A 25657-nucleotide genomic window follows, 5' to 3' on the forward strand; every position below is an offset into this window, starting at 1 on the left:
AGAAAGCGCTGAAGTGGCCGAGGTGTGCGGCGCATCTCCGCGCTTCGGGTGGTGGGCGCTCTGCCACAGTGCCAGCCCATGGACATGAAGCTGCGCCCCTTCGACTTCGCTCAGGCAGCCGCCCGGGCGGGGCTGTCGGTCAACGGCACGCCGCTGTCGGCCAAGCCGGCGGCCACGACCGGCGCCAGTTTTGGCGACGCCATGACGCAGGCGCTCAAGAGCGTGAGTGCCCAGCAGAACGAAGCGTCGCGCCTGCAGCGCGAGGTTCAGCTGGACAACCCGACCGTGAGCCTGGAAGAAACCATGGTCTCGATGCAGAAGGCCCAGATCGGCTTTCAGGCCACGCTGCAGGTGCGCAACCGGCTGGTGGCAGCCTACTCCGACATCATGAACATGCAGATCTGACGGCCCAAGCGGGCCGCAGCACTCAAGCGTCGAGCTTCAGCAGCCGGCGCTTTTTTTGCGTCTGGTCCACGTACACCTGCAAGGTGCGGTGGGCGGCCGCGTCGGGGTCCACGTACGCGCAGCCGAGCTGCAGCATGCCGGTGGCATCGCCGCGGATGGGGCTGGCGTGGTGCGGCAGCAGGTTCACGCGCAGCGCGGTGACGCGGTCCAGCTCCAGGGTCAGGCCGCGGGCCACGTCGCCGGGCTGCAGCGCGCCGAAATCGGGCGGGATGACGAGTGCCAGGCCGCCGATGCTGATGTCCAGCACCCGCAGCGCACGGCCCGGCTCGGTGCTGCCCGGCAGCACCACGCGCGGGTACATGCTGCCGGCGGGCTGCACGCGGAAGGACTGGCGGCGCTGGAAGCGGTACATGCGCTCGGGCAGGGGGCAGCGCAACACGCTGCCCTGCTCGCCGCTGACGAGCACCGGTGCATCCAGCTCAAATTGCAGTTTCACGGCGCCCAGGAAGCTGACGGCCGTGATTTCCCCTTCGCTCACCAGCGCCTGGCTGATGCCTTCGGGGTCGGCGCCCAGGGCCAGGCCGATGAAGTCGGCCGCGGCGTCCAGCGCCACGATGCGGGCGCTCAGGCTTTCGCCTTGCGGGCCGGTGAGCTGAACGGCTGCTTGCTCGCGTTGCAGCTGTTGCAGGTAGGCCAGAACTTCAGCGGCAGAGGGAACGCGAAGGTCCTCAGGTTGGGCGTTGGGGGCGGTCATGCCGCGATGGTAGTGGCCCGAGGTGGACCCGAAAGGTCAGTGAACGAGACGTGCCTTGCCTTTGAGCACGTGGTCCAGGTCTTCCAGCCAGGGCTCGGCGAGGTGGCGGATCTCGGCGTCGTTGAGCAGGATGCGCTGCATGATGCGCGTCTTCAGCTGCGACTCACCCGCGGCCAGCTGGGTGTGGCTGGCGGCGGCCTTGAGTTGCGAGATCAGCAGCACGCAGGCGCCTTCGAGTTTGACCACCTCGTCCCAGTTGCCCGTGCGGGCGGCGGACAGCATGTCCGCGCTGGCTTGCTCGATGGCCTCGTAGTAGTTGAGCAGTTCAGAGTTCATGGCTGCATCACCGGCTGATTCGTGGGACGGCCCTCAGGCCGCGCGGGCTGCACCGGCGCCAAGGGCGGCGGGCGTTTGGGCGATGCCGTTCCAGGCTTCGCGCACCGGCGAGAGCAGGCGCTGGCACTCTTCGACTGCAGACAGATCGCTGCGCAGGTTGGCCTGGGTCAGGCGCATGCAGACGTAGCCGTACAGCTCGCGCAGGTCCAGGGCCAGTTGGCCGGCCGAGAGGTCCAGCCCGGCGCGCAGGCCTTCGTCCAGGATGCGCACCGCGCGGCTCAGCGATCGGCCCTTGAGCTCGACGTTGCCGGTCTGGATGGCGGTGGCGGCCTGGTTCATGGCGTCAAACACGCCGTCGAACAGCATGGCCACCAGGCGGTGCGGGCTGGCTGCCTGCACATCGGTCTCCAGGCCGACCTTGGCGTAGAGGGTGGCGCGCTGTCCGCGGGCGGCGAAAGGGGAGGTCATGTTGCCGTACATGGGGTGTGGAAAGTTCGTCGCGTTGCAATGTTTTTCGGCCAGCCCTCCCCAGACTTGAGGTGCCCGCTGCGTTTGCATGCGTCGAACTGTGTGGCCAATGCCGCGCAATCGCCCGGCTGTGCCCGGCGCGCAAGAAAAAAGGCGACCCGGAGGTCGCCTTGTCGATGCGGCTGGGCGGGCACAGCGCGCGTCACTTGTTGAACTGCGCGATCTGCTGCGTCATGTAGTTGGACAGGCTGCTGTACTTGCTCATCGCCGTGTCCAAGGAGGCGTACTGCGCCCGCAGCCGCTTTTCGGTGGAGGCCACGCGGTCCTGCAGGTCGTCCACCCGTTTGTTGTTGGTGTTGATCTGGTCCTGGATGCCTTTTTCGCGGTTGGACACGCTGCCGTCCACGCTCAGCGCCTGGTCCACCAACTGCCGCATGCGCGTGGCGAAGCCGCTGTTGGCGGCGTCGGTGTTGTCCACCCCCATGAAGAACTGCTTCAGGTCGGCGGTGTTGGTCAGGGCTTTGTCCAGCTTGCTGCCCGCGGTGGGCAGGTTGCCGTCCGACCCTGGGGCCAGGCCGATGTCGGAAAGGCGGGCGAAGGCGCCGCCCAGTGAGGTGGCGCCGCCGGCCACGCCACGCAGGCGGTTGTTCAGGCCCACGGCGGTGGAGTCGCCCTGCAGCACGCCGGCGGTTTTGGTGGCCGAGTCGTACTTGGTTTGCGTGCGCAGCAACTGGTTGACGGCGTTGTACGCGGCGGTGAAGTCGCTCACCGCTTTCTTGATCGCGTCGGTGTCCTGCGTGATGCTCAAGGTCACCGGAGGCGTGGTCTTGAGCAGGATGATGTTGAGCCCGTCGATGGCCGAGGTCAGCGAGTTGGTTTCGGAGCTGATGGGCAGGCCGTTGAGGATGGCGCGTGCGTTGGCCGCGGGCAGGCTCAGCGACATCTGGCTCACCGTGGTGCTCGGGTCGTAGGCCAGCTGTGACAGGCCGGACGCGTCGCCGGAGTTGCCGTCGGCGTCGCTGACGGTCACGCGGAAGGCGTTGGTTTCGCCGGTGGTGCGCGAGGTTAGCGTCAGGCGCGAGCCGGTGGCGTCGGTCACCACGGCTGCGGTCACGCCGGCGTTGGCGGCGTTGATCTGGTCACGCACCTGGCTGAGCTGGTCTTGGCCCGCGCCGATGTTGATGGTGACCGGCGTGGTGCCGGATTTGCTGGTGAAGGTGGGGTCGCCGGTCACGGCGTCCGTGCCCCAACTGCCCAGCTCGATGGTGATGGAGCCCTGGCCCACCGTGGCGGTGGCGTTGGTGAAGGTGCTCGACGCCAGCGTTTGCGCGGCGGCCAGCTGGCTGACGCTGATGGACGCCGTGCCCACCGCCGCACCGGTGCTGGCCGTGGCCGTGACGGCGCTGGTGTCGCTGCTGGTGGTCTTGGCGCCGGCCCAGGTGTCGGGGTTGCTCAGCTTGGCCGACGCATCACGGAGCGTGGACAGCGCGCTCTGGATCTGCCCATACGTGGACAGCTGGGTCTTGAGACCGTCGGTTTTCTTGGTGATGTCGGTGATGGGCTGTTGTTCGACCGCCATCAACTTGGTGATGATGGATTCGACGTCCAGACCGCTGCCGATACCGAGGGATGTGATCGTGGCCATGACTCAGCAATGCAAAAAGGCCGATATGCCAGGGGTATATCGGCCCGAGTTTCCGGAACTTGAGGGGTTCCGTGCAGATTTTTTTGCGGGCGCCCCGCCGGGCGTCAGCGTTGCAGCAGTGACAGCACCTGCTGCGGCAGCTGGTTGGCCTGGGCCACCATGGCATTGCCGGCCTGCTGCAGGATTTGCGCGCGGCTCATGTTGGCGGTTTCCGCGGCGAAGTCGGCGTCCATGATGCGGCTGCGGGCGGCGGACTGGTTTTCCACGGCCACTTGCAGGTTGGAAATCACCGCGTCGAAGCGCGACTGCGTGGCACCGAACGTGGCCCGGGTGTTGTTGATCGTGTTCAGCGCGGTGTCGATGTTGTCGATCACCAGGCCGATGGCCGTGAAGTCGGCCGTGTTGTCGATCAAGGCGGGGAAGGGTGCCGTGCCGGTGCCCAGCAGCGCGGTCACGGTGGCATCGGCCGTCAGGTCCAGCGCCGGCACCGTGATCGAGTCGTTGGCCGTGGTGTTCGCGCCGATCTGGAAGGTCTGACCCGTACCCGCCGCAACACCGGCCGTGTCGGCCAGGATGGGTTTGCTGTTGAAGGTCGTGGCGTTGATGATCCGCCAGATTTCCGAGCCGAGTTGCTCGAATTCCTTGTTCAGCGAGTCCTTGTCGGAGCTGCTGTTCGTGGAGTTGCGGGCCTGGACGGACAGCTCCCGCATGCGCTGCAGGTTGTCGGCCAGCTTGCCCAGCGCGCCTTCCGCGGTCTGCGCCAGCGAAATGCCGTCGTTGGCGTTCCGGATGGCGACGTTCATGCCGCGCACCTGGGTGTTCATGCGCTCGGCAATGGCGAGGCCGGCGGCGTCGTCCTTGGCGGAGTTCACTCGCATGCCCGACGACAGGCGCTGCATCGACACCGCAAGCGAGCCTTGCGAGGCGTTCAGATTGCGCTGGGCGTTCAGCGAGTTGATGTTGGTGTTGATGGTCTGGGGCATCGCGCACTCCTGGATTCGGTCGCCGAGCCGGCGTCAGGGATGCCAAGCTCGATGGACCGAATTCTGAAAGTGCGCATTCGCGCCAAAAGCCCGATCAACGGGCCAAACCACGCCCAAACCTGGGCACCGCGCGCCAGCCTTTGCGGGCGGCGCGCGGCGTGGGCGACGTCGTCAGCCGCGCAGCAGCGCCAGCACCTGCTGGGGCAACTGGTTGGCCTGCGCCACCATGGTGTTGCCGGCCTGCTGCAGGATCTGCGCTCGACTCAGGTTGGCGGTTTCCTGCGCGAAGTCCGCGTCCATGATGCGACTGCGAGACGCGCTCTGGTTTTCCACCGCCACCTGCAGGTTGGAGATCACGGCATCGAAGCGGTTTTGCGACGCACCCAGCGTGGCGCGCTCACCGTTGACCTTGTCCAGCGCGGTGTCGATGTTGGTGATCACCGTGTCGATCGCGGTGCCCGCGGCCGTGTTGTCGATGACCGCGCGGCCCGTGCCCTGGTTGTCGGTGCCGGCCACCGTGGTGATGGTGGTGTCCGTCGTCATGTCGGTCGTGACGATGTCGATGCGGTCGTTGCCGGTGGTGTTGGCGCCCACCTGGAAGGTCTGCGTGCCCGCAGCAGCCGTGGCCAAGACGGCCTTGCCGTTGAAGGTGGTGCCGCCCAGCACGCGCTGGATTTCCTTGGCCAGTTCGCCGAATTCCTTGTCCAGCGAGTCCTTGTCGGCCGAGGTGTTGGTGGCGTTGCGCGACTGCACGGCCAGTTCACGCATGCGCTGCAGCGCATCGCCCACCTTGGACAGTGCGCCTTCCGCGGTTTGTGCCAGCGAGATGCCGTCGTTGGCGTTGCGGATCGCGACTTGCGAGCCGCGCACCTGGGCGCTCATGCGCTCGGCAATGGCCAGGCCGGCGGCGTCGTCCTTGGCGGAGTTGACGCGCATGCCCGACGACAGGCGCTGCATCGAAACGGCCAGCGACGACTGCGACATGGCCGTGTTGCGCTGTGCGTTCAGGGAAGCCAGGTTGGTGTTGATGACTTGAGGCATGACTCAATCCTTTCGTTGACGAAAAGTCCGGTGCGAAGCCGGTCAATAGCGGTTGCAACAGGCGGGCTCCCACATGGAGCCGCCCCCGTCCGCGTCCTGCCTGTGTGCCCATTGCACGCGAGGCCGGCTGACCGGACCACGTAGTCCTCGAATGAATCGCGAACCCGTTGGACTGGTTATCGTCGGCTGATGGATTGACTTGAATCCCTTTTTGCAAATGCGCCCAAAAAACGCCACCCGTCCCGGTGGACGGGATGGCGTCAAGGGGCTTGAGCTGGAGGGGTGAGGCCTTCCGTCTTCGAGAGAGACGGTGCGCTCAGGGCCAGCGAGGCTGGCCCGGGGTCATCGAAGCAAGGACAGGACTTGCGACGGAATCTGGTTCGCTTGCGCGATCATCGCGTTGCCTGCCTGCTGGAGGATGTTGGCTCGACTCAAGTTGGCGGTTTCCTGCGCAAAGTCGGCATCGGTGATGCGGCTCTTCGCAGCGCTCTGGTTCTCCACCGAGATCTGCAGGTTGGAGATGACCTGGTCCAGGCGGTTTTGCGAGGCGCCCAGCGTGGCGCGCTCGGAGCTGACCTTGTTGATCGCGGTGTCGATGTTGCCGATGACCGTGTCGATCGTCGTGCCCGTGGCGGTGTTGTCGATCACCGCGCGGCCCGTGCCCTGGTTGTCCGTGCCCGCGACCGTCGTGATTTCCGTGGCGGTCGTCATGTCCGTCGTGGCGACGTCGATGCGGTCGTTGGAGGTCACGTTGGCGCCGACCTGGAAGGTCTGGGTGCCAGCTGCGGAGGTGGCCAGGATGGCGCGGCCGTTGAAGGTCGTGCCGCCCAGCACGCGCTGGATTTCCTTGGACAGTTCGCCGAATTCCTTGTCCAGCGAGTCCTTGTCGGCGCTGGTGTTGGTGGCGTTGCGGGCCTGGACCGCCAGTTCGCGCATGCGCTGCAGCGAATCGTTCACCTTGGACAGCGCGCCTTCCGCCGTCTGCGACAGCGAGATGCCGTCGTTGGCGTTGCGGATGGCGACGTTGCCGCCGCGCACCTGGGCGCTCAGACGCTCAGAGATGGCCAGACCGGCGGCGTCGTCCTTGGCGGAGTTGACGCGCAGGCCCGACGACAGGCGTTGCAAGGAGGTGGCGAGTGACGACTGCGTGGTCGCCGTGTTGCGCTGCGCATTGAGCGACAGCAAATTGGTATTGATGACCGAGGCCATGATGCGCTTCCTTTCAGCTTGAAAAGTCCCGGCAAAGCGCCGGGCGAAGACCCGAGTGCCCGGGTGAGGCACCCGTGCTGTCCGCTCAAGCGCACCTTTTCAAGCGCGCCTTCGCGGCGACGCCCGACGCCAGTCAACCGTTGAAGTCCATGGCTCCGCCCGTGAGCGAAGTCACACCACCTCGGCCTTCCAGCCGGACCACGGTACTGTTTCCAGCGCCGTTGGAATGGCTATCGGACAGCGCAAGACGTTTCTTGAGCTGCTTTTGTCAAGGCCTGTGATCTATTGAACAGCGGGGCTGCCAAGGGCTTGTTTGTTGGATCGGTTTTCGCGGCCAGGAAGCGCATCAGGAAAGGGCGGCGAAAGGATCCGGTCGGGCCGAGGGCACGCTGCCGGGGACATTCAACGGTGGGGTCGGGCGGGATCTCCTGTCTTCAAGCCAGCGGGTTGTGGAAGCAACCCGGCTGAGGGGGAAGCGCGAGACCGCCGAGGTGGTGAAGCGGTCTCCTGTGTGTTTTCGGCAGCGCCGGCGGCGAACAGCCGCGGAGTAAAGGCTGTGGAACTGGGCTTTTCGGCGGATTGCGGTACGGGTCGGTGCCTAAAGTCCAGCGCATTCCGGCCGATAACCCATGCCGGACTGGAGTTTTCGCCATGCGTGCACAGTCCAACACCGCCCGTTCCAAGAGCGTCCACCGCCCGGTGACCGTTCCTGCCAACGACCCCGCCATGTTGCTGGCGCGTGCGCGCAATGCCGCGTTCGCGGAAGCCTCCAAGGGCAACCTGGGCGGCGGCTTGGGCGTGCTGTATGACGCGCTGCAGGGCGAGCCCATGAGCCACGACCTGCTGTCGGACATGGCGGCCCTGCTGCTGGCCGCAGGGCGGCTGGAGCATGCCGCCGCTTACGCCGAGCGTGCGCTGCAAGCCCACAGCCTGCATGGCCCGAGCCTGTACACCCTGGCGTTCGCGCTGTCGGGCCAGGGGCAGGTGGACCGGGCCATCGGCGTGCTGAGCGAGCTGCAAAGCGGCGCCGGCCGCGACAGCCTGCAGGCCGAAGCGCCGGAGCTGGTGCCGGTGGCCATGGTGGAGCTCAAGCGCCTGCGCAGCTTGCCGCGCTGACCCCGCCATCCTTTGCCTGACGAGGCCCCGCCAGCGGCAGCTGCGGGGCCTCGGTGTTTTCAAGCCCTGAAGGCCTGACGCCCGTGTAGGAATTTGCCTGACACGCGCCGCCAGAAAACACGACGCTGTGCACCGACAGCGCCTGATATCGGCAGAGAAGGGCGGTCAACACAATCCGTTTCACGTTCTCACCCACGCCCAACCTCTGAAACGGAAACCGCCATGAACGCCGACCAAATGCTCGCCGAGATCCGTGAAGCCAACCTGTCGTACCTGATGCTGGCACAGAGCCTGATTCGGGCCGACCGTGAGCAGGCGCTCTACCGCCTGGGCATCAGCGACGACACCGCCACGCTGATCTCCACGCTCAGCCCGGCCCAGATCATGAAGATCGCCTCCGGCAACACGCTGCTGTGCGCCTTCCGCATGAGCGACGACCTGGTGTGGGGCCTGCTGACCAACCACAGCAAGCCCGGCGCCAACGAAAGCGTCAACCGCCTGCACGCCTCCATCCTGATGGCGGGCCGTCACGAGCACGTCTAAAAACCGCTGCCCCCGGCGGCGCCTGTCGCGCCGCTGCCCCCCCCGAGGGGGGCGGCTTGGGGCGGCCCGGCGCTCGCCCGCAGTACCGAACACCGAATACCGAACCTTGAGTTCACACCGATTCCAGGAGCCCACCATGCGCGTCAAGAGCATCCTCACCGAAGCCAAGCAGATCGAACGTGCCGTTCAGCTGATCCACCTCGGTGCCCGCCTGCAGGTGCTGGAATCGGAAACCGACCTGTCCTACGAGCGTCTGCTGCGCCTGTACAAGGAAGTCAGCGGCAAGTCGCCGTCCAAGGGCCAGCTGCCGTTCTCGACCGACTGGTTCATGACCTGGCAGCCCAACATCCACGCCAGCCTGTTCCTGAACATCCACGAGTACCTGAACAAGGCCGCCGAGATGGACGAGATCGACACCGTTATCAAGGCTTACCAGCTGTACCAGGAGCAGACCACCGCCCAGGGCCTGGAAGCCATGCTGTCGGTTACGCGCGCCTGGCGCCTGGTGAAGTTCGTGGACAACGGCATGCTGACGCTGACCAAGTGCTCCAAGTGCAACGGCCACTTCGTCACCCACCCGCATGAAGTGGCCCGCCACTACGTGTGCGGCCTGTGCAACCCGCCGGCCCGTGCCGGCAAGGGCCGCGCCCAGGGCGCCATCCAGATGCACTGAGCGGGCGCCGCCGTGTCCGCGCCCCGGCCTGGCTCTCGCCCGCCTTCCCGACCCGGTTCCCACCCCAGTTCCCGCGCGGGCAGCAGCGCCCCGCTGGTCCAGCGCGCCGCTGCGTTGCTCGCCCAGGGGCAGGCCGCCGAGGCCGCGCAGCTGCTGACGCAAGCCGTCACCCAACACCCGGCCGACCCCGAGCCCTGGCTGCAGCTGGGCAACCTCGTGGCCGGCGCCGGCCATTGGGCGACGGCGGAGCGCTGCTATGCCAGCCGCTGCAAGCTGCCGCCCGCGGTGGCACCGGCGTTTTACAACTGGGGCGTGGCCCTGACGGAGTTGGGCCGGCACGACGAAGCCGCCACCGCCTACGCCCGCGCGCTGCAACTGCAGCCGGCCTACCCGGCAGCCCGCCATGCCGTGTCGCTGGCCTGCCAACGCCGCGGCGCGCCGGCCGAGGCGCTGGAGCACCTGAACCAGGCCCTGAACGCCGACCCCGGCCATGCCCTGTGCCGGCTGGAGCGGGCCGGCGTGTGGCTCAAGCTGGGCCAGTGGGCCGCAGCGCTGGAAGACCTGGCTGGCTTGCCGCCATCGGCCGACGTGTGCAACCGGCGCGGTATTGCCCTCAAGCACCTGCAGCGCCCCGCCGAAGCCCTCGCGGCCTACGACCAGGCCTTGCAACTGCGCCCGGACATGCCCGAGGCCCTGAACAACCGCGGCAACCTGCGCCTGCTGGCCCGCCAGTTCACCGCCGCCCTGGCCGACCTGGACCGCGCCGCCGCCCTGCAGCCCGACGGCGACTGGCTGCAAGGCCTGCGCCTCTACGCCGCACTCCACCTGTACCAGTGGCCCCAGTTCGAGGCCGAGGTGCGGGCCCTGCAGACCGCCGTGGCCCAGGGCCGGCGCGTGGTGCAGCCGCTGGCCCTGCAGTGCGTGCTGGACGACCCCCAGGCCCAGTTGCAGGCCGCGCGCCTGTGGGCTGGCCACGCGTTTCCGCCGCGCGGGGCCTGGGCGCCCGCCCCCGACGCCGCGCCGAGCGATGGCCGCGTGCGGGTGGCCTACCTGTCGCGCGACTTCCGCCCTCACCCGGTGGCCTACCTCATGGCCGAGGTGTTCGAGCTGCACGACCGCCAGCGCTTCGAGGTGATGGCGCTCAGCTACGGCCCGCTGGGCGATGACCCGCTGCAGCAACGCTTGCGCGCGGCGTTCGACCGGTTCGACGACGTCAGCCACTGGACCGACGCGCAGGTGGCACAGCACGCGCGCCGCCTGGGCGTGGACATCGTGGTGGACCTGACCGGCTTCACCGACGGCGCCCGCAGTGGCATCCTGGCTTGCCGGCCGGCACCGGTGCAGATGCTCTACCTCGGCACCCTGGGCACGGCCGGCTCGCCCGTGGTGGATTACCTGCTGGCCGATGCCACGGTGGTGCCGCCCGAAGGCCGCCAGGCTTGCGACGAGGCCGTGATCTACCTGCCCAGCTACCAGGCCAACGACCGGCAGCGACCGCGTCCGGCCGCGGCGTCGCGCGAGGCGCTGGGCCTGCCGGCCGAGGCCTTTGTGTTTTGCTGCTTCAACAACCCCTGCAAGATCGTTCCCACGCAGTTCGCGGCCTGGGCCGAGATCCTGCACGCGGTGCCGGGCAGCGTGCTGTGGGTGTTGGACGAAGACGCACACGCCAGCGGCAACCTGCGCGCGCATGCGGCAGCCGCGGGCCTGGCGCCGGAGCGGCTCGTGTTTGCCCACCGCTGCGGGCGCGAGGCCTACCTCGCCCGGCTGGCTGCGGCCGACTTGTTCCTGGACACCTTGCCCTACAACGCCGGCACCACGGCCAGCGACGCACTCTGGATGGGCCTGCCGGTGCTGACGCAGCCCGGCCGTTCGTTCCCGGCCCGGGTGGCTGCCAGCCTGTTGACGGCGGTGGGCCTGCCCGAGCTGATTGCGGCTGACGGCGCGTCCTATGTGGCCACGGCCGTGCGGTTGGCGCATGACCCCGCCGCGCTGGCCGCGCTGCGCGCCCGGCTGGCGGCGGCGGTGCAAGACGGCGGCTCGGCCTTGTTCGACACCCCGCGCTTCACGCGGCACCTGGAAGCCGCCTACCTGGAGGCGCACCGCCGCCAGCAGGCCGGCGAGCCGACGCGAGACCTGGTGGTGGCGCCGCTGCCCTGAATCGCCGCTGCGCGAGGTTTAGGCAAGCAGGGCGGCCGGCGGCTGACCGGCTGCGGCGCGGGCCCACATGCGGTGGTACAGCGCTTCCAGTTCGCGGGCGAAGCGGTCCATGTCGTAGAGGCTGGCCGGGCGGGCGAGCAGGCGGTTGCGCTGTTGCTGGCGCTCGGTGGCGTTGCCGGCCAGCGCGCACACCCGCTCCACATAACTCGCTGCGTCCTGGCACACATTGGCGCCCAGGCCGGCGGCGGTCAGGATGCTGGCCGCCACCCGGCCGGGGAAGCTGTCGGTCATGCAGGTCACCACGGGCAAGCCGGCGGCGAGGGCGTCGCTGGTGGTGGTGTGGCCGTTGCAGGGCCAGCTGTCCAATGCCAGGTCTGCCGCGACCAGGCGCGCCAGGTGGGCGTCCATGTCCACCGGCGGGGCAAACACCAGCCGGTCGTCGCTCAACCCGGCGGCGTGCAAGGCGGCCCGCAGGCGGGCATCGGCTGCGTCGCCACCGCTGAGTTGCCACAGCTGGGCTTGGGGCAGGCGGCACAGGACGTCCATCCACGCAGCCCAGAGCGGTGGCGTGATCTTGTAGACCGCATTCGCGCTCAGCAGCACCAGCGCGTCGTCCCGCAGGCCCAAGGCCGCGCGCGGCGGGGCGGCAGTGGCGCGGCGTTGGCGGTCTTGCGGTTGGTAGCAGTGGGGCAACTGGGCGATGTGTTCGGTGCAGTCAGCCGCATGCGCCAGTGGCGTGACGATGGGGTCACCGATCAGGTAGTCGATGAACGTGGCCCCGCTGGTGCCGGGGAAGCCCAGCCAACTCGCCTGCACCGGCGCGGGCCGGCAGGCGAGGGCGGCCAGGCGGCTGCCGGCGGTGTGGCCTTTCAGGTCCACCATCACGTGCACGCCGTCCGCGCGGATGCGCGCGGCGGTGGCGGCCAGGTCCAGGGCGGTCACGTCCACCCAATGTTCAGCGGCCTGTTGCACGCGCTGGCGCAGTGCCGAGCCGTCGTCCGGGCCGTGGCTGTACAGGAACACCTCGACGGTGCTGCGGTCGTGCCGCTCCAGAAGGTCCACCATCAAGGCGGCCGTGGCGTGGGCATGGAAGTCGGCGGACAGGTAGCCCACCCGCAGACGTTGCCCGGGCGCCAGGGGCTGGGCCGTGACAGCGGGCAGGGCCTTCAGCCCGCGGGCGAGGTGGCGGCTGGCAAGTTCGCTGGCGCGGCGCAATTCGGCCCGCGTGTGGGGCAGGCCCACCAGCGCGAACGGCATGCCGAATTCGTCGTCGGCGTCGGCCGGCTTGGCGGCCAGCGCGGTACGCAGGGCGGCGAGGTCGGCGTTCAGTTGGGTCCAGTCGGCCGCCTTTTGCGTGGCGTGCACCAGGTAGCCCTGTGCCATCACGCTGCCGGGGTTCAGCAGGGCCGGTGTGCGAAAGGCTTCGGCCGCCTGGCTGTCCAGCCCGAGGGCCTGCAGGGCGAAGCCCAGTTGCAGGTAGGTGTCGGTGTCGGTCGGCGCCAGCGCCAGGGCCTGCAGCAGCACGTCCACCGCCTCGGCGGCGCGGCCGGTGTGGCGCAGGTGTTCGGCCTGCTGGCGCAGTGTGGCCGGGGTCACTCGGGCGCAGCCGCGGCAGCGGGGTCGGGAGAGGCGTCTGGCACGACGCGGTTGGCCACGGCCAGCAGCGACATGCCGTTGAAGAAGAACATCGCCTCCAGCGCCCACGGCGTGTACTTGCGAATCACGTTGGCCAGCGTATGAGGCGTGTACCAGCAGTTGTGGTCCGGGTGCACCACTTCCACAAAGGTCTGCGCGCCGCTGTTGTAGTCAAAGTGCCGGCGAAAGCACGAGAAGGCATCGGGCACAGTGATGATGTACTGCTGCGCGCCCACGGCGTCGAGCTGCTTCAGGAAGCCCTCCACATCCGGCACGTGTTCCATCACCTCCGGCACCAGCACGGTGTCGTAGGGGCCGGTCACGTCGGCCCAGTCGCTGTAGAGCTGGCCTTTGAGGTGCGGGCGCATCAGCTCGAACGCTTCACCGTGGATGTCAAAGCCATCCAGCTCGCAGTGGGCGTCCAGCTGCAGGTGCAGCGAGCGCTTCAGGTCGGTGATGGGCCAGTCCACGCAGCCCACGTGCAGCACGCGCTTGTCGGCGCACAAGGCGGCAAAGGCGTCCAGCCGCGGCACGCCCACCAGCTCTTCGCCCACCTTCACCTTCTGCACGAAGTACTTCTGGTGGGCGTATTCCAGCGGTGAAACGGGCAGGTCGTCCGCAGACTTGCGTTCGGTGGCGAGGGCGGGTGTCATGGGCGTTCCTTGGTTGGGGCCTCAGGCCACCTTGCGCTTGTGCAGCTCGTCGTACTTGCCGAGTGTGCTGCCCCATTCCTGGGCGGCAAACACCGGGCCACCGCCGCTGTATTCAAAGCCGGTGAAGTGGCGTGGAATGAAGAAGTGGCTGGGCCAGATGGTCAGGCCCGCGTAGCGCTGCATGCGCAGCGATTCGGTCAGGTACAGCGGCCCGACGCTTTGCCAGGCCATGCGGTCCACCACGGTCGGCTCTTTCTGCAGGTCCAGAATCATCTGGCCGAAGAACGGGTTTTCGGGAATGGAGGCCACGTAGCCGGCGGCCACCAGCCCCGGGCGGATCAGTTCGTTTTCCCAGCAAGCGCAGGCCTCGCCCTCGAAGAGCCAGGGTTCCAGCGGCCGGCGGCAGATGCTGTCGGCATCCACCACGAAGCCGCCCTCGTGGTACAGGATTTCCCAGCGCATCAGGTCGGCCACGCCGTTGAGTTCGCGGCCGGCCATCTCGCGCATGTGGCGGGCGTTGATCCAGCCGTAGGTGGCCAGCTCGTCATTGCCCCACACCTTCACGGTCCAGTCGGGGTTGTGCTGGCGCCAGGTCTGGATGCAGTTGTCGGGGCGCTTGGATTCGTCGCCGACCCAGATCACATGCAATGTGCGGGGGATCATGGGGTGAGCCTTGCGAGGGTGGTGGAAGCTTCACTCTAGGACGGGGTGCCCCGGGGCAAAGGCCGGTGGAATGGGGGAAATCCGGCCCTGAATTGCCGCGAGCGGCCCGGCGCCCTGCACACAATCCGGGGCATGAACGCACCCGCCCCGCGCCGTGTCGCCCTGGTCGTGATCGCCCGCAACGAGGCCGAACGCATCGCCCGCCTGCTGGACAGCGTGCGCCCCTGGGTGGACGAAATGCTGGTGCTGGACACTGGCTCCACTGACGCCACCCGCGCCGTGGCCGCCGCGCACGGCGCGCGTGTGGCGCGGTTCACCTGGTGTGACGATTTTTCGGCCGCGCGCAACGAAGCCCTCGCCCTGGCCGGTGCTGACTGGCACCTCGTGCTGGATGCGGACGAATGGCTGGTGTCTGGCGGTGAGGCCTTGCTGGCCCTGCGCGACACGGCGCCTGACTTCGTGGGTGCGTTGCAGCTGCGCGACCAGTTCGAGCACGGTGCCGGCGGCAACGCGCCGGTGGCAGAAGCAGTGGCCTGGCTCAGCCGGGTGTTGCCGGGCGCGGTGCGCTACGCCGGCCGGGTGCACGAGCAGCCGCAGCACCACCTGCCGGTGCGCCGCCTGCCGCTGGTGGTGGGGCACGATGGGTACCTGGCCGACCGGCTGGCCGCCAAGCGCGGCCGCAACCGCCGCTTGTTGGAGCAGGCGCTGGAAGAGTCGCCCGGCGACGCCTACCTGTGGTTTCAGCTGGGCAAGGACTGCGCGGTGTACGACGAACACGCCGACGCCGAAGCCGCCTTTGCCCGTGCGGCGGCCTTGCCCGCTGCCGCGCAGGCGCCGTGGTGGCTGGACCTCGTGGCCCGGCGTCTGTTTGCGCTGAAATGCCTGGGCCGCCACGCCGACGCCATGGACTTTGCGAACGACCAGATGGCCGCGGGGGCCGAGTCGCCCGACTTCTTTTTCACGCTGGGCGACCTGCTGCTGGACCTGGCCGCCAGCCAGCCCCAGGACGCGGCCACCTTGCTGCCCATGATTGAAGACGCCTGGCGCCGTTGCCTGGCGCTGGGCGAGCGGCCGGAGCAGACCGGCGCGGTGGCCGGCCGGGGCAGCCATTTGGCCGCGCACAACCTGGCCTTGGTGCTGGAGGGCACCGATCGCCCGCAGGAGGCCGCGGCACTGCGCGCGGCGCACCCTTGGCCATGAGCGGCGCAACGCCGTCGCGCACCTGGCTGCGCTGGCTGACGCCCTGGCCCCTCTCGGCGCTGGAGGTGTGGGTGCTGGCCTGGGTGGTTCACCAACTGCTGCAGCCCTGGGGGCCGATTGGTGCTTGGCTGGCGGCGGCCGGGGTGGGGGCGGCGCTGGCGCTGATGTTTGCGGCCCGGTGGCGCCGGCTGATCGTGGCGCTGGGGTTCCCGGTGTCGGTGCTGGCGCTGGGGTCGCAGGGCGCGCTGCCGGCGTGGCTGTGGCTGCTGCCGCTGGCGCTGTTGTGGTGGCTGTACCCCCGGCGCAGTTGGAGCGAGGCGCCGCTGTTCCCGACACCGGCGGGCGCCCTGCAGCCATTGCCCGGCCACGCGCCGCTGGCGCCGGGCGCGCGGGTCCTGGATGCAGGCTGTGGCGTGGGCGATGGCTTGCGCGAACTGGTGCGCGCCTACCCGCAAGCCGCCGTGGAGGGCGTGGAGTGGAGCCGGCCGCTGGCTTGGCTGGCCCGGCTGCGCGTGCGGCAGGCGCGCGTGCGCCAGGGCGACCTGTGGGCCGACGATTGGGGCGCGTTCGCGCTGGTCTACGTGTTCCAGCGCCCGGAGTCCATGCCCCGGGTCTGGGCCAAGGCCTGTGCCGAGATGCCGCCTGACCGTTGGCTGGTGAGTTTGGACTTTGCGGTACCTGAGGTCGAGGCAGTGGTCAGCTGGGCGCTTCCTTCAGGCCAACTCGTGCGGGTGTACCGACCTGTGCGGAATGCCGCGGCAATGCCGCCCAAATGAAGCCTTGCCGGGCGGGCTGGCGCGGCATACTCACTCAAGCCTCCGGGCACCCGGCCGATATGGCCTGAACACCCTCAACTCGATCCACCATGTTTGTCATCGTCGGCTGGCTCTTGGCCCTGGGCTGCATCTTCGGCGTCTACATCGCCCACGGCGGCAATATCGGCGTGATCCTGCACGCGCTGCCCTTTGAAATGATCACCATCTTCGGCGCCGCCCTGGGCGCCTTTCTGGCCAACAACCAGATGAAGGTGGTCAAGGCCTCGCTGAAGGGGTTGGGCGAGTGCTTCAAAGGCAGCAAATTCAGCAAGGCGCGCTACCTGGAGCTGCTGGCGCTGATGTACGACATCCTGCAAAAGGCCCGCAAAGAGGGCCTGATGTCGATTGAAAAAGACGTGGAAGACCCGCACAGCTCGCCGCTGTTCCAGAAGTACCCCACGGTGGGCAATGACCACCACGTCACCGAATTCATCACCGACTACCTGCGCATGATGGTGTCGGGCAACCTGAACGCGCACGAAATCGAATCGCTGATGGACAGCGAGATCGAAACCCACCACCAGGAAGAGCACGCCGCCGTGGCGGCCATTGCGCGCCTGGCCGGCGGCCTGCCGGCGTTCGGCATCGTGGCGGCCGTGCTGGGTGTGGTGAACACCATGGGCTCGGTGGGTCAGCCGCCGGCGGTGCTGGGCGGCATGATCGGCTCCGCGCTGGTGGGCACGTTCCTGGGCATTTTGCTGGCCTACGGTTTCGTGGAGCCGCTGGGCGGCCTGCTGGAGCAGAAGGTGGAAGACGCCGGCAAGGAATTCCAGTGCATCAAGACCACTTTGCTGGCCAGCATGCAGGGCTACGCGCCGCAGGTGGCCATCGAGTTCGGCCGCAAGGTGCTGTTCTCGGGCGACCGCCCGAGCTTCTCCGAGCTCGAAAGCCACGTGAAGAAGAAATGAACGCCGTTGCGTTGAACCGCCTGTCGGCGCAGCCGACGGCGCCACTCCAGCGGCGTCTGTCGAACTGGCTTTGCAAGGCGACCTGCAAGGTCGTTGCAGGCGCGTCGGGGGAGATCTGAATGGCAGGCGACGCCAAAAAACTCCAGCCCATCATCATCAAGAAGGTGAAGAAGGGCGGCCACGCGGCGCACGGCGGCGCGTGGAAGATTGCCTACGCCGACTTCGTGACGGCCATGATGGCCTTCTTCCTGCTGATGTGGCTGCTGGGCTCCACCACCGAGGGCGACAAGAAGGGCATTGCCGACTACTTCCAGTCACCGCTCAAGATCGCCATGATGGGCGGCGCGGGCTCGGGCGATTCGTCCAGCGTCGTCAAGGGCGGCGGCAAGGACCTCAGCCGCGAGACCGGGCAGGTCAAGGACGGCCAAAGCGAGGCCAAGAAGGCCAACTACACGCTGCGCGCGCTGAAGGAAGAGCAGCGCAAGGCGGAAAAATCGCGCCTGGAGCAACTCAAGACCAAGGTCGAAGAGGTGCTGGCCGAGAACCCCAAGCTGGCCGCGATGGGCGGGCAGATCAAGCTGGACATGACCCGTGAGGGGCTGCGCATCCAGATCGTCGACGAGGGCAACCGCCCGATGTTCGACAGCGGCAGCGCCGTTGTGAAGCCCTACATGCGCGAGTTGCTGCAGGAGCTGGGCAGTGTGCTGACCGAGGTGCCCAACCGCCTCACGGTGGAAGGCCACACCGACGCGCAACCCTTCCCGGGGGGCAGCAAGGGCTACAGCAACTGGGAGCTCTCTGCCGACCGGGCGAATGCCTCCCGGCGTGAGCTGGTGGCGGGCGGCCTGTCGGAGGCGCGCATGCTGCGGGTGCAGGGGCTCGCGGCCAGCAAGCTGCTGGAGCCCAAAGACCCCAACGGCGCCATGAACCGCCGCATCAGCATCATCGTGATGAACCGCGACGCCGAAGACGCGGTGCTGAAGAACCTGCCCGACGAGCCGGAAGCGGACACCTCGGGCGGAGAAACCGCTGCCGGTGGCACGGAATTGCCCCGTATCGGGAAAATGCCGCAAACTCAATCGCCGCCGCCAAGCCGCTAGAACTAGACTGCCGACTAACCCTGAATCCCGCCAGTTCCCGAGAGAGGATCGCCATGAGCGCTGACATGAAATTCCTGGTTGTCGACGACTTCTCCACCATGCGCCGCATCGTTCGCGGTCTGCTGAAGGAGATCGGCTACAACAACTGCGAAGAGGCCGAAGACGGCGTCGAAGCGCTGAACATGCTCAAGGGCTCGAAGTTCGACTTCGTCGTGAGCGACATCAACATGCCCAACATGACGGGCTTCGAGTTGCTGAAGGCCATCAAGGAAGACCCGAACCTCAAACACCTGCCGGTGTTGATGGTGACCGCTGAGGCCCGCAAGGAAGACATCGTGCTGGCCGCCCAGTCGGGTGCCGCCGGCTACATCGTCAAGCCTTTCACCAAGGCGACGCTGGAAGAAAAGGTCCTGAAGATCATGCAGAAGCTGGCCGCTGCGGCCTGACGACGAAGGGACTGCCATGTCGATGGAACAGTTGGACCAGCTGGCCAAGGCGCAAGAGCCGTTGCTCGTGTCGCCCGAGGTCTTCCAGCAACTCGGCACGATCACGCGCACCCTGCATGACACCATGCAGCGCCTGGGCGTCATGCCCAAGCTGCAAGTGGCAACCGACGGGCTGCCCGATGCCCGCAGCCGCCTGAACTACATCGCCACCAAGACGGCCGCGGCCGCCGACAAGGTGCTGAATTCGGTGGACCAGGCCAAGGCCGAACACGCCGGCATCACGCAGGCGACCAAGGACCTCGCGGCAGCCCTGGTGAACGACCCGGTGCGGGCCGTGGCCAGCGGTGCGGTGATGAACTTCGTGAAGGACGTCGAGACCCGCACGGGCAACATCGACGCGCACCTGACCGACATCATGCTTGCCCAAGACTTCCATGACCTCACCGGTCAGGTGGTGGCCAAGGTGGTGACCCTGGCGAACGACCTGGAAGACAGCCTCGTGAAGCTGCTGGTGCAGGTGGTGCCGCCCGATCAGCGTGAGAAGGTGGACCCGAACATCCTGCAAGGCCCGGTGGTGAACCCTGAAGGCCGCACCGATGTGGTGGCCGACCAAGGCGAAGTGGACGACCTGCTCGCCAGCCTCGGGTTCTGAAGCTCCCAGCTCGGGCTCAGGTTCAGGGGGGCTCGCCCCGCATCTGGGTTCTCAAGGTTGAAAAGCCGGCGTCAGCCGGCTTTTTTGCGTCTGAGCGGGTGCGTCTGAGCGGGTGCGCCTGACGCGGCTCAGTCGCCTGCGGTCTCGGGCAGCAGATCCCGAATGGCTTGGTTCAGCCGCTCCAGCGTGGTGGACGGCACTTGCGCGCTGCACGCGATGTAGCGCAGCTCACCCCGCGGCATGTCAGGAAACTCCACACGCACCAGCGGCAGCGCAGCGAACTCGGGTTCCTTGCGCAGCCAGCCCAGGTCTTCCTCGTCGATCAGCATGTAGTCGGCCCGCTTGGCGGCCACCATGCGGGCCAGTTGCAAGGGGTTGAGCTGGGCCAGCAGCGGCGGCCGTGCCGCACCGGCCAGGCCTTGGTCCAGCGCCTTGCCGTAGGACACGCCATCCACCCGACCCGGTTGCAGCGTGGCGTCGGCAAACAGCTGGCTCAGGCGGGGCAGGGCGCGGATCTGGGCGGCCACGCTGGCGTGGGCCAGCACCACGTGCGGGCGGTCGCGGTGAATGGGCAGCGTGAAGCGGGCGTAGACCTCGCGCTCCGGCAGTTTGTACAGACCCGGCGAACACAGCGCGGCCTGGTCAGCCTGCAAGCGCAGCAGTGTGCGCCGCACCGGCACCTCCACGAACTGCGCCTTCAGCCCGGCTCGCTTGAGCAGGCGCTGCACCCGCTCCATCAGGAACCCGGCGGGGTGGCCGTTGTCGGTGTAGCTGTACGGCGGCTTGTCGCGGTACTCGATGGTCAGCGCCGGGGAGGATTCGGCATGCGCCGCGTGCCACACCGAACTGAGCGCGACGCACCCGACCAGCAGGTGCCACCGGGCCGAAACAACAAGCCTGAAGGACATGCGCGCGAGGGTACCGTGCCAGATTGGGCCGCATCTACCGCGCGCTGGGCATTTGTGCACAAGGCGCATCACCCGCCACACCCCGCGCGGGCCTGAGCGCCGAAGTGGCGCACCAAACCGAGGCTTTTCTCGGCGCGTGCGCGGCGCGGGCTCAGAACAATGGCGGCTGCTGAAGATTTCGCCATGGCCGACGCAGACGCACAAGACCGCAACTTACCGGCCTCGCCCAAAAAGATCCAACGATCGCGGGCTGAGGGCCAGTTGCCGCGTTCGCGCGACCTGCCGCATTTCGCCATGATGGTGTCAGCCGGCGCGCTGCTGGCCGTGGCCGGGCCGCAGATCGTGGAGAAGCTGCGCCAGATGCTGGCGGCCGGCTTGCATTTCGACGCGCGGCTGCTGGCCCGCCCCGGGATGATGGGCGACCGGCTGGTGGAGATGACGCTGGACTTCCTGCTGGTGATGGGCCCGATCGCCGCGGTGCTGCTGCTGGTGGGCGTGGCCAGCCATCTGGCCAGTGGCGGCTGGAACTGGACGCTCAAACCCCTGGCGCCGAAGTTCTCGCACATGAACCCGCTCGAGGGCCTGGGCCGCTTGTTCACCGGGCAGGGCCTGGGCACGGCGCTGAAGGCCGTGTTGCTGGCCTTGGTGCTGGGCATCGTGGGCGCGCTGGTGCTGAAAGACCGGCTGGCCGCCTATGTGAGCATCATGTCGGTGCCGCTGCCGTCGGCGCTGGCGTATGCCGGGCAGCAGTTGATGTCGGGCCTGTCGCTGCTGGCGGTGGCGCTGGCGGTGTTTGCGGCCATCGACGTGCCCCTGCAGCGCCAGCTGTGGCTGCGCCGCCTGCGCATGAGCCGGGAAGAGGCCAAGCAGGAACTGAAGGAAGTGGAAGGCAACCTGGAGGTCAAGGCCAGAATGCGCGCCAAGATGCGCGAGATGGCCAAGCGCCGCATGCTGGCCGCCGTGCCGCAGGCCGACCTGGTGGTGATGAACCCGACCCACTACGCCGTGGCGCTGAAGTACGAGGAAGGCAAGATGGCCGCGCCCAAGGTGGTGGCCAAGGGCGCCGACCTGCTGGCGCTGAAGATCCGCGATCTGGCCAAGGAGAACAAGGTGCCGGTGCTGCAGCAGCCTGTGCTGGCCCGTGCGCTGTACGCCCACGCCAAGGTCGATCACGAAATTCCGGCCACGCTGTTCAGCGCGGTGGCGCAGGTGCTGGCCTACGTGTACCAGCTGCGTGCTGCCATGAAGGGGCGGGGCGCCACGCCCGTCGAGCCCAAGCCGCACGTGCCGCCCGAGCTGGACCCGCACAACCGCCCCGAGGGCATGCCCGCCGACGACGACCTGGCCGACTGACGCGCGGTGGCCGCACCGGAGGCCGTGGCCCCGCCATGCCGCGGCCGCATGGACTGGCTCACGGCCCTCGACGTGGTGCGCTGGAGATGCGCCGGAGAAGCGCCGAAAAGCCCCGTCATTTCCGGCTCAAGTTTTCCGAGCCGCCCAGAACAATCTTGGGGAAGGTGGCCTCCATCTCGCGCGCATCCCGCGTGAGGGCCGCCAGGCCCGACCGGGCCACCGTTTGAAGTCGACCCCGCGCCCGTCTCCACCATGAACCCGTTGATCGCCAAGCTCCAAGCCTTGCTCGGCCCGCGTGCCGGTGTCATTGCCGCGCTGGGCGCGCCGGTGGCGGTGTTGCTGGTGCTGTCGATGATGGTGCTGCCGCTGCCGCCCTTCGTGCTGGACCTGCTGTTCACCTTCAACATCGCGATGGCCGTGATGGTGATGATGGTGGCGGCGCACATGGTCAAGCCGCTGGACTTTGCAGCCTTCCCGACCGTGCTGCTGCTGACCACGCTGATGCGCCTGTCGCTGAACGTGGCCTCCACCCGCGTGGTGCTGCTGGAAGGCCACACCGGCACGGGCGCGGCCGGCAAGGTGATCGAGGCCTTCGGGCACTTCCTGATCGGCGGCAACTTCGCGGTCGGCCTGATCGTGTTTGCCATCTTGGTGGTGATCAACTTCATCGTGGTCACCAAGGGTGCGGAGCGGATTGCCGAAGTCGGCGCGCGCTTCACCTTGGACGCCATGCCCGGCAAGCAGATGGCGGTGGATGCCGACCTGAACGCCGGCCTCATCAACGAGGCCGAGGCCAAGCGCCGCCGGGCCGAACTGGGCGACGAGGCGGACTTCTTCGGCTCCATGGACGGTGCCAGCAAGTTCGTGCGCGGCGACGCCGTGGCCGGCATGCTGATCCTGGCGATCAACATCGTCGGCGGCTTCATCATCGGCGTGGCCCAGCACTCCTTGAGCGCCAGCCAGGCCGCCAACAGCTACATCCTGCTGGCCGTGGGCGACGCCCTGGTGGCGCAGGTGCCGGCGCTGCTGATCTCGGTGGCGGCGGCCATGGTGGTGTCGCGCGTGGGCACCGACAAAGACATCGGCAGCCAGATCGGCCGCCAGGTGTTCGGCTCGGCCAAGAGCATTGCCATCACCGCCGGCGTGATCGGAGCACTGGGTTTGATTCCCGGCATGCCACACGTGGTGTTCCTGCTGATCGCCTCTGGCTTGGGGTACCTGGCCTGGTGGCTGCGCGCCAAAGAGCAGGCGGCCGAGGCCGCGAAGGCCGTGAAGCCGGTGATGCCGCCCGCCGAGGGTGCGGGTGAGGCCAGTTGGGACGACCTGGTGCCTGTGGACACGTTGGGCCTGGAGGTGGGCTACCGGCTCATCACGCTGGTGGACAAGACCCGCGAGGGGGACTTGCTCTCTCGCATCAAGGGCGTGCGGCGCAAGTTTGCGCAGGAGGTGGGCTTCCTGCCGCCGCCGGTGCACATCCGCGACAACCTGGAGCTGCGCCCCAGCCAGTACCGACTCACGCTCCGCGGCGCGGTGGTGGGCGAGGCCGAGGCCTACCCGGGCATGTGGCTGGCCATCAACCCGGGCCACGCCACGCAGAAGCTCATCGGCAATGCCACCACCGACCCCGCCTTCGGCCTGCCGGCAGTGTGGATCGAAGAACGCCAGCGCGAGATGGCCCAAATGAGCGGATTTACGGTGGTTGATTGCTCGACTGTCGTGGCCACCCACCTTTCACACTTGATGCAAGTGCACGCGGCCAAGTTGTTGGGCCGTGTCGAGACGCAGGCGCTGGTGGAGCACCTCACCAAGCAGGCGCCGCAACTGATTGAAGACGTGATTCCCAAGATGGTCAGCATCGCCACCCTGCAACGCGTGCTCCAGCTGCTGCTGGAGGAAGGCGTGCATGTGCGTGACATGCGCTCCATCGTCGAGTCTCTCGCCGAGAACGCCGCCACCGTGACCGACCCGCAGGAGCTGGCGCGCCGCATCCGCACCCACATCGCCCCGGCCATCGTGCAGCAGATCTACGGCAGCGTGAAGGAGCTGGACGTCATCGCGCTGGAGCCCGAACTGGAGCGCCTCGTCACCCAGGCCCTGAACTCGCCGCACGGCGCCGCCCTCGACCCGGGCGTGGCCGACACGCTGGCCCGCAGCGCCGCCGAGAACGCACAGAAGCAGGAAGACCGCGGCGTGCCGGCCACGCTGCTGGTGCCCGACCTGATTCGCGCCCCCATGGCCCGGCTGCTCAAGCGCGCAGCCCCGCGCCTGAAGGTGCTCGGCCACAGCGAGATTCCTGAGACCCACACCATCCGCATCGGCTCCATCATCGGAGGCACAGCATGAATGTTCGTAAGTTCACGGCCCGCACATCCCGCGAGGCCCTGGCGCTCGTCAAGCAGGCCTTTGGGCCGGATGCCGTGGTGCTCTCCAACAAAAACGTGCCGGAAGGCGTAGAAGTGCTGGCCATGGCGCCGGAGGGCATGGGCCAGATCGAGCAGATCGCGGCCACGGCCCCCCGCACCGTGGCGCGCCCGCAGGTCGCTCCGCCGCCCACCCAGCCGCAGCAGCCCGCACCGCGCGCCAGCTTTGCCGAACGCGCCCAGCGTCAGGAGCCCAGCTTTGGCGCGCCGGAAGTGCGCGGCGACGTCGAGCAACTGGCGATGAGCACGCTCAGCTTCCAGGACTACGTGCGGGAGCGCGTGCTGCGCCGCCGCCAGGCCGAGCTGGCCGGTCAGCCCGACCCGGTGGTCAAAGCCGCCCCGCCGCCCACCCAGCCCGCGGCTTTGTCGCTGGACGCCGCCCGCGCACAACGGGAGCGCCGCGCCGCCGAGGCCATGGCCGCACTGGCGCCGCGCCGTGCCGCGCCGCCCCCCACCATGCCGCAAAGCCGGCCGGCTCCGCCGGTGCTGCGCGATGAGATCCGCCTGCCCACGCCCGGCGTGCAGCGCGCCGTGCCCACGCTCAGCGACATCAGCACCGAGCCGATGCCGCTGCCGGGCCAGCCCAGCGCCATGCAGCGCAGCCAGATGGACATGGCCGACGAGCTGCGCCAGATGCGCGGCCTGATCGAAGAGCGTTTCTCGTCGCTGGCCTTCATGGAAAAGCTCCAGCGCCAGCCCGTGCAGGCGCGGCTGACGCAAAAGCTGCTGGAGCTGGGCTTCTCGCCCGCCCTGGTGCGCAAGCTGGCCGAGAGCTGCCCGTCGGACTTCAAGGCCGGCTCGCCCACCGACCCGGCTGATGAAACCGCCTGGGCGGCGCACGTGCTGTCGCGCAACTTGCAAACCGACGAAGCCGCGCCGGCGATTGAAGACCGTGGTGGCGTGTACGCGCTCATCGGCTCCACCGGCGTGGGCAAAACCACCACCACCGCCAAGCTGGCCGCGCACTTCGCCACCAAGCATGGCGCGGGTCAGCTGGGCTTGATCACGCTGGACGCCTACCGCATTGGCGCCCACGAGCAGCTGCGCGCCTATGGCCGCATCCTGGGCGTGCCGGTGCACACCGCGCACGACCGCGCCTCGCTGGACGACCTGCTGGACCTGCTTTCCAGCAAGAAGCTGGTGCTCATCGACACCGCAGGCATGGCCCAGCGCGACAGCCGCACGCAAGAGCTGCTGGAAATGCTGGCGCACCGCAGCATCAAGAAGCTGCTGGTCATCAACGCCGCGCAGCAGGGCGAAACCATCGAGGACGTGGTGAACGCCTGGAAGGGCGCCGCCTGCGAAGGCGTGGTGCTGAGCAAGATCGACGAGGCCGTGAAGCTGGCCCCGGCGCTGGACACCCTGATTCGCCACCGCCTGAAGGTGCTGGGCGTGGCCAACGGCCAACGCGTGCCCGAAGACTGGCACCGCCTGCCCAGCACGGCGCTCGTGCAGCGCGCCCTCAAGAGCCCGGCCTCCGGCGCCTGGCGCATGGACAACACCGACGTGAACCTGATCTTCGCCGGCGCGCCGCTGGCTGAAGGCCTGTCGCGCGCGGTGCACTGATGGGGGAA

At 68.2% G+C, this 25657-nt stretch carries 25 protein-coding genes; 14 read left to right on the plus strand and 11 right to left on the minus strand.

Translation table 11 applies throughout. From position 1 onward, the window contains the following. Positions 1-78: 78 nt before the first annotated feature. Positions 79-405: a flagellar hook-basal body complex protein FliE gene (gene fliE, locus ACG01O_RS03000; protein ID WP_394381251.1), complete on the plus strand. Its 327-nt coding sequence runs from the start codon at positions 79-81 to the stop codon at positions 403-405. A gap of 22 nt (positions 406-427) precedes the next feature. Here fliE and ACG01O_RS03005 read toward each other — a convergent pair whose 3' ends face one another. The 7 genes from ACG01O_RS03005 to ACG01O_RS03035 all read right to left on the minus strand — a co-directional run bounded on the left by ACG01O_RS03005 (position 428) and on the right by ACG01O_RS03035 (position 6841). Then, positions 428-1159 (minus strand): flagellar brake protein, encoded by a 732-nt coding sequence (locus ACG01O_RS03005; protein ID WP_394381253.1) that lies wholly within the window; start codon positions 1157-1159, stop codon positions 428-430. A gap of 36 nt (positions 1160-1195) precedes the next feature. Next, positions 1196-1495 carry a flagellar protein FliT gene (locus tag ACG01O_RS03010; RefSeq protein WP_394381255.1) on the minus strand — a complete coding sequence of 100 codons (300 nt, stop codon included), beginning with the start codon at positions 1493-1495 and terminating at the stop codon, positions 1196-1198. Between the two features lie 33 nt (positions 1496-1528). After that, a complete protein-coding gene (gene fliS, locus ACG01O_RS03015; protein WP_394381257.1) occupies positions 1529-1963 on the minus strand; it encodes a flagellar export chaperone FliS in 435 nt (144 codons plus the stop codon). A 202-nt stretch (positions 1964-2165) separates the two neighbouring features. After that, the gene (gene fliD, locus ACG01O_RS03020; RefSeq protein ID WP_394381258.1) at positions 2166-3608 is read right to left on the minus strand and encodes a flagellar filament capping protein FliD; all 1443 of its coding nucleotides are present in this window, start codon (positions 3606-3608) and stop codon (positions 2166-2168) included. A 104-nt stretch (positions 3609-3712) separates the two neighbouring features. Beyond that, positions 3713-4591: a flagellin N-terminal helical domain-containing protein gene (locus tag ACG01O_RS03025; protein ID WP_394381260.1), complete on the minus strand. Its 879-nt coding sequence runs from the start codon at positions 4589-4591 to the stop codon at positions 3713-3715. A gap of 171 nt (positions 4592-4762) precedes the next feature. Next, entirely contained in the window at positions 4763-5632 is an 870-nt protein-coding gene (locus ACG01O_RS03030) for a flagellin N-terminal helical domain-containing protein (protein ID WP_394381262.1), read from the minus strand. Between the two features lie 342 nt (positions 5633-5974). Further along, on the minus strand, positions 5975-6841 hold the full coding sequence (locus ACG01O_RS03035) for a flagellin N-terminal helical domain-containing protein (protein WP_394381264.1): 867 nt from the start codon (positions 6839-6841) through the stop codon (positions 5975-5977). Between the two features lie 651 nt (positions 6842-7492). Here ACG01O_RS03035 and ACG01O_RS03040 point away from each other — a divergent pair. The 4 genes from ACG01O_RS03040 to ACG01O_RS03055 all read left to right on the plus strand — a co-directional run bounded on the left by ACG01O_RS03040 (position 7493) and on the right by ACG01O_RS03055 (position 11330). Beyond that, complete coding sequence (locus ACG01O_RS03040; RefSeq protein WP_394381266.1) at positions 7493-7957, plus strand: tetratricopeptide repeat protein; 465 nt, start codon at positions 7493-7495, stop codon at positions 7955-7957. A gap of 222 nt (positions 7958-8179) precedes the next feature. Next, positions 8180-8500, plus strand: a complete 321-nt coding sequence (flhD, locus tag ACG01O_RS03045) for a flagellar transcriptional regulator FlhD (protein ID WP_394381269.1) — start codon at positions 8180-8182, stop codon at positions 8498-8500. A gap of 136 nt (positions 8501-8636) precedes the next feature. Next, positions 8637-9173 carry a flagellar transcriptional regulator FlhC gene (gene flhC, locus ACG01O_RS03050; RefSeq protein WP_394381271.1) on the plus strand — a complete coding sequence of 179 codons (537 nt, stop codon included), beginning with the start codon at positions 8637-8639 and terminating at the stop codon, positions 9171-9173. 12 nt (positions 9174-9185) lie between these two features. Beyond that, positions 9186-11330 (plus strand): O-linked N-acetylglucosamine transferase family protein, encoded by a 2145-nt coding sequence (locus ACG01O_RS03055; protein WP_394381273.1) that lies wholly within the window; start codon positions 9186-9188, stop codon positions 11328-11330. An 18-nt stretch (positions 11331-11348) separates the two neighbouring features. On the opposite strand, the gene ACG01O_RS03060 is transcribed toward ACG01O_RS03055, so the two are convergent. From ACG01O_RS03060 to ACG01O_RS03070, 3 genes are read right to left on the minus strand one after another with little or no spacing between them, the layout of a single operon-like run. Then, positions 11349-12926 (minus strand): O-linked N-acetylglucosamine transferase, SPINDLY family protein, encoded by a 1578-nt coding sequence (locus tag ACG01O_RS03060; RefSeq protein WP_394381274.1) that lies wholly within the window; start codon positions 12924-12926, stop codon positions 11349-11351. Next, positions 12923-13618 carry a class I SAM-dependent methyltransferase gene (locus tag ACG01O_RS03065; RefSeq protein ID WP_394381276.1) on the minus strand — a complete coding sequence of 232 codons (696 nt, stop codon included), beginning with the start codon at positions 13616-13618 and terminating at the stop codon, positions 12923-12925. The genes ACG01O_RS03060 and ACG01O_RS03065 overlap by 4 nt, the downstream gene beginning before the upstream one ends. A 21-nt stretch (positions 13619-13639) precedes the next feature. Next, positions 13640-14281: a glycosyltransferase family 32 protein gene (locus ACG01O_RS03070; RefSeq protein WP_394381278.1), complete on the minus strand. Its 642-nt coding sequence runs from the start codon at positions 14279-14281 to the stop codon at positions 13640-13642. Positions 14282-14413: 132 nt separating this feature from the next. Here ACG01O_RS03070 and ACG01O_RS03075 point away from each other — a divergent pair, with 132 nt between their 5' ends. The 6 genes from ACG01O_RS03075 (at position 14414) to ACG01O_RS03100 (ending at position 19402) form a co-directional block, all read left to right on the plus strand. Beyond that, the gene (locus ACG01O_RS03075; RefSeq protein WP_394381279.1) at positions 14414-15481 is read left to right on the plus strand and encodes a glycosyltransferase family 2 protein; all 1068 of its coding nucleotides are present in this window, start codon (positions 14414-14416) and stop codon (positions 15479-15481) included. Beyond that, positions 15478-16257 (plus strand): class I SAM-dependent methyltransferase, encoded by a 780-nt coding sequence (locus ACG01O_RS03080; protein WP_394381281.1) that lies wholly within the window; start codon positions 15478-15480, stop codon positions 16255-16257. The genes ACG01O_RS03075 and ACG01O_RS03080 overlap by 4 nt, the downstream gene beginning before the upstream one ends. Positions 16258-16346: 89 nt before the next feature. Next, complete coding sequence (motA, locus tag ACG01O_RS03085) at positions 16347-17204, plus strand: flagellar motor stator protein MotA (protein ID WP_394381283.1); 858 nt, start codon at positions 16347-16349, stop codon at positions 17202-17204. 119 nt (positions 17205-17323) lie between these two features. Continuing rightward, positions 17324-18304 (plus strand): flagellar motor protein MotB, encoded by a 981-nt coding sequence (gene motB, locus ACG01O_RS03090; RefSeq protein ID WP_394381285.1) that lies wholly within the window; start codon positions 17324-17326, stop codon positions 18302-18304. Positions 18305-18357: 53 nt separating this feature from the next. Then, a complete protein-coding gene (cheY, locus tag ACG01O_RS03095; RefSeq protein ID WP_394381287.1) occupies positions 18358-18750 on the plus strand; it encodes a chemotaxis response regulator CheY in 393 nt (130 codons plus the stop codon). Between the two features lie 16 nt (positions 18751-18766). Further along, positions 18767-19402 (plus strand): protein phosphatase CheZ, encoded by a 636-nt coding sequence (locus tag ACG01O_RS03100; protein WP_394381288.1) that lies wholly within the window; start codon positions 18767-18769, stop codon positions 19400-19402. Between the two features lie 128 nt (positions 19403-19530). Here ACG01O_RS03100 and ACG01O_RS03105 read toward each other — a convergent pair whose 3' ends face one another. Then, positions 19531-20310: a substrate-binding periplasmic protein gene (locus ACG01O_RS03105; protein WP_394381289.1), complete on the minus strand. Its 780-nt coding sequence runs from the start codon at positions 20308-20310 to the stop codon at positions 19531-19533. 183 nt (positions 20311-20493) lie between these two features. Between ACG01O_RS03105 and flhB the strand changes: the two genes are divergently transcribed. The 3 genes from flhB to flhF all read left to right on the plus strand — a co-directional run bounded on the left by flhB (position 20494) and on the right by flhF (position 25649). Continuing rightward, positions 20494-21663, plus strand: a complete 1170-nt coding sequence (gene flhB / locus ACG01O_RS03110; protein WP_394381291.1) for a flagellar biosynthesis protein FlhB — start codon at positions 20494-20496, stop codon at positions 21661-21663. 252 nt (positions 21664-21915) lie between these two features. Then, positions 21916-24006: a flagellar biosynthesis protein FlhA gene (gene flhA / locus ACG01O_RS03115; protein ID WP_394381293.1), complete on the plus strand. Its 2091-nt coding sequence runs from the start codon at positions 21916-21918 to the stop codon at positions 24004-24006. Continuing rightward, positions 24003-25649, plus strand: coding sequence for a flagellar biosynthesis GTPase FlhF (gene flhF / locus ACG01O_RS03120; protein ID WP_394381295.1), 1647 nt, complete (start codon positions 24003-24005; stop codon positions 25647-25649). The genes flhA and flhF overlap by 4 nt, the downstream gene beginning before the upstream one ends. The last annotated feature ends 8 nt before the right edge of the window (positions 25650-25657 follow it).

The organism is Pelomonas baiyunensis (assembly GCF_043555935.1).
GTDB lineage: Bacteria > Pseudomonadota > Gammaproteobacteria > Burkholderiales > Burkholderiaceae_C > Pelomonas > Pelomonas baiyunensis.

Excerpts from the sequence above, each read along its gene's own strand:
- fliE (WP_394381251.1), top strand. The coding sequence starts at position 79 with ATGGACATGAAGCTGCGCCCCTTCGACTTCGCTCAGGCAGCCGCCCGG.
- ACG01O_RS03005 (WP_394381253.1), bottom strand. The coding sequence starts at position 1,159 with ATGACCGCCCCCAACGCCCAACCTGAGGACCTTCGCGTTCCCTCTGCC.
- ACG01O_RS03010 (WP_394381255.1), bottom strand. The coding sequence starts at position 1,495 with ATGAACTCTGAACTGCTCAACTACTACGAGGCCATCGAGCAAGCCAGC.
- fliS (WP_394381257.1), bottom strand. The coding sequence starts at position 1,963 with ATGACCTCCCCTTTCGCCGCCCGCGGACAGCGCGCCACCCTCTACGCC.
- fliD (WP_394381258.1), bottom strand. The coding sequence starts at position 3,608 with ATGGCCACGATCACATCCCTCGGTATCGGCAGCGGTCTGGACGTCGAA.
- ACG01O_RS03025 (WP_394381260.1), bottom strand. The coding sequence starts at position 4,591 with ATGCCCCAGACCATCAACACCAACATCAACTCGCTGAACGCCCAGCGC.
- ACG01O_RS03030 (WP_394381262.1), bottom strand. The coding sequence starts at position 5,632 with ATGCCTCAAGTCATCAACACCAACCTGGCTTCCCTGAACGCACAGCGC.
- ACG01O_RS03035 (WP_394381264.1), bottom strand. The coding sequence starts at position 6,841 with ATGGCCTCGGTCATCAATACCAATTTGCTGTCGCTCAATGCGCAGCGC.
- ACG01O_RS03040 (WP_394381266.1), top strand. The coding sequence starts at position 7,493 with ATGCGTGCACAGTCCAACACCGCCCGTTCCAAGAGCGTCCACCGCCCG.
- flhD (WP_394381269.1), top strand. The coding sequence starts at position 8,180 with ATGAACGCCGACCAAATGCTCGCCGAGATCCGTGAAGCCAACCTGTCG.
- flhC (WP_394381271.1), top strand. The coding sequence starts at position 8,637 with ATGCGCGTCAAGAGCATCCTCACCGAAGCCAAGCAGATCGAACGTGCC.
- ACG01O_RS03065 (WP_394381276.1), bottom strand. The coding sequence starts at position 13,618 with ATGACACCCGCCCTCGCCACCGAACGCAAGTCTGCGGACGACCTGCCC.
- ACG01O_RS03070 (WP_394381278.1), bottom strand. The coding sequence starts at position 14,281 with ATGATCCCCCGCACATTGCATGTGATCTGGGTCGGCGACGAATCCAAG.
- ACG01O_RS03075 (WP_394381279.1), top strand. The coding sequence starts at position 14,414 with ATGAACGCACCCGCCCCGCGCCGTGTCGCCCTGGTCGTGATCGCCCGC.
- ACG01O_RS03080 (WP_394381281.1), top strand. The coding sequence starts at position 15,478 with ATGAGCGGCGCAACGCCGTCGCGCACCTGGCTGCGCTGGCTGACGCCC.
- motA (WP_394381283.1), top strand. The coding sequence starts at position 16,347 with ATGTTTGTCATCGTCGGCTGGCTCTTGGCCCTGGGCTGCATCTTCGGC.
- motB (WP_394381285.1), top strand. The coding sequence starts at position 17,324 with ATGGCAGGCGACGCCAAAAAACTCCAGCCCATCATCATCAAGAAGGTG.
- cheY (WP_394381287.1), top strand. The coding sequence starts at position 18,358 with ATGAGCGCTGACATGAAATTCCTGGTTGTCGACGACTTCTCCACCATG.
- ACG01O_RS03100 (WP_394381288.1), top strand. The coding sequence starts at position 18,767 with ATGTCGATGGAACAGTTGGACCAGCTGGCCAAGGCGCAAGAGCCGTTG.
- ACG01O_RS03105 (WP_394381289.1), bottom strand. The coding sequence starts at position 20,310 with ATGTCCTTCAGGCTTGTTGTTTCGGCCCGGTGGCACCTGCTGGTCGGG.
- flhB (WP_394381291.1), top strand. The coding sequence starts at position 20,494 with ATGGCCGACGCAGACGCACAAGACCGCAACTTACCGGCCTCGCCCAAA.
- flhA (WP_394381293.1), top strand. The coding sequence starts at position 21,916 with ATGAACCCGTTGATCGCCAAGCTCCAAGCCTTGCTCGGCCCGCGTGCC.
- flhF (WP_394381295.1), top strand. The coding sequence starts at position 24,003 with ATGAATGTTCGTAAGTTCACGGCCCGCACATCCCGCGAGGCCCTGGCG.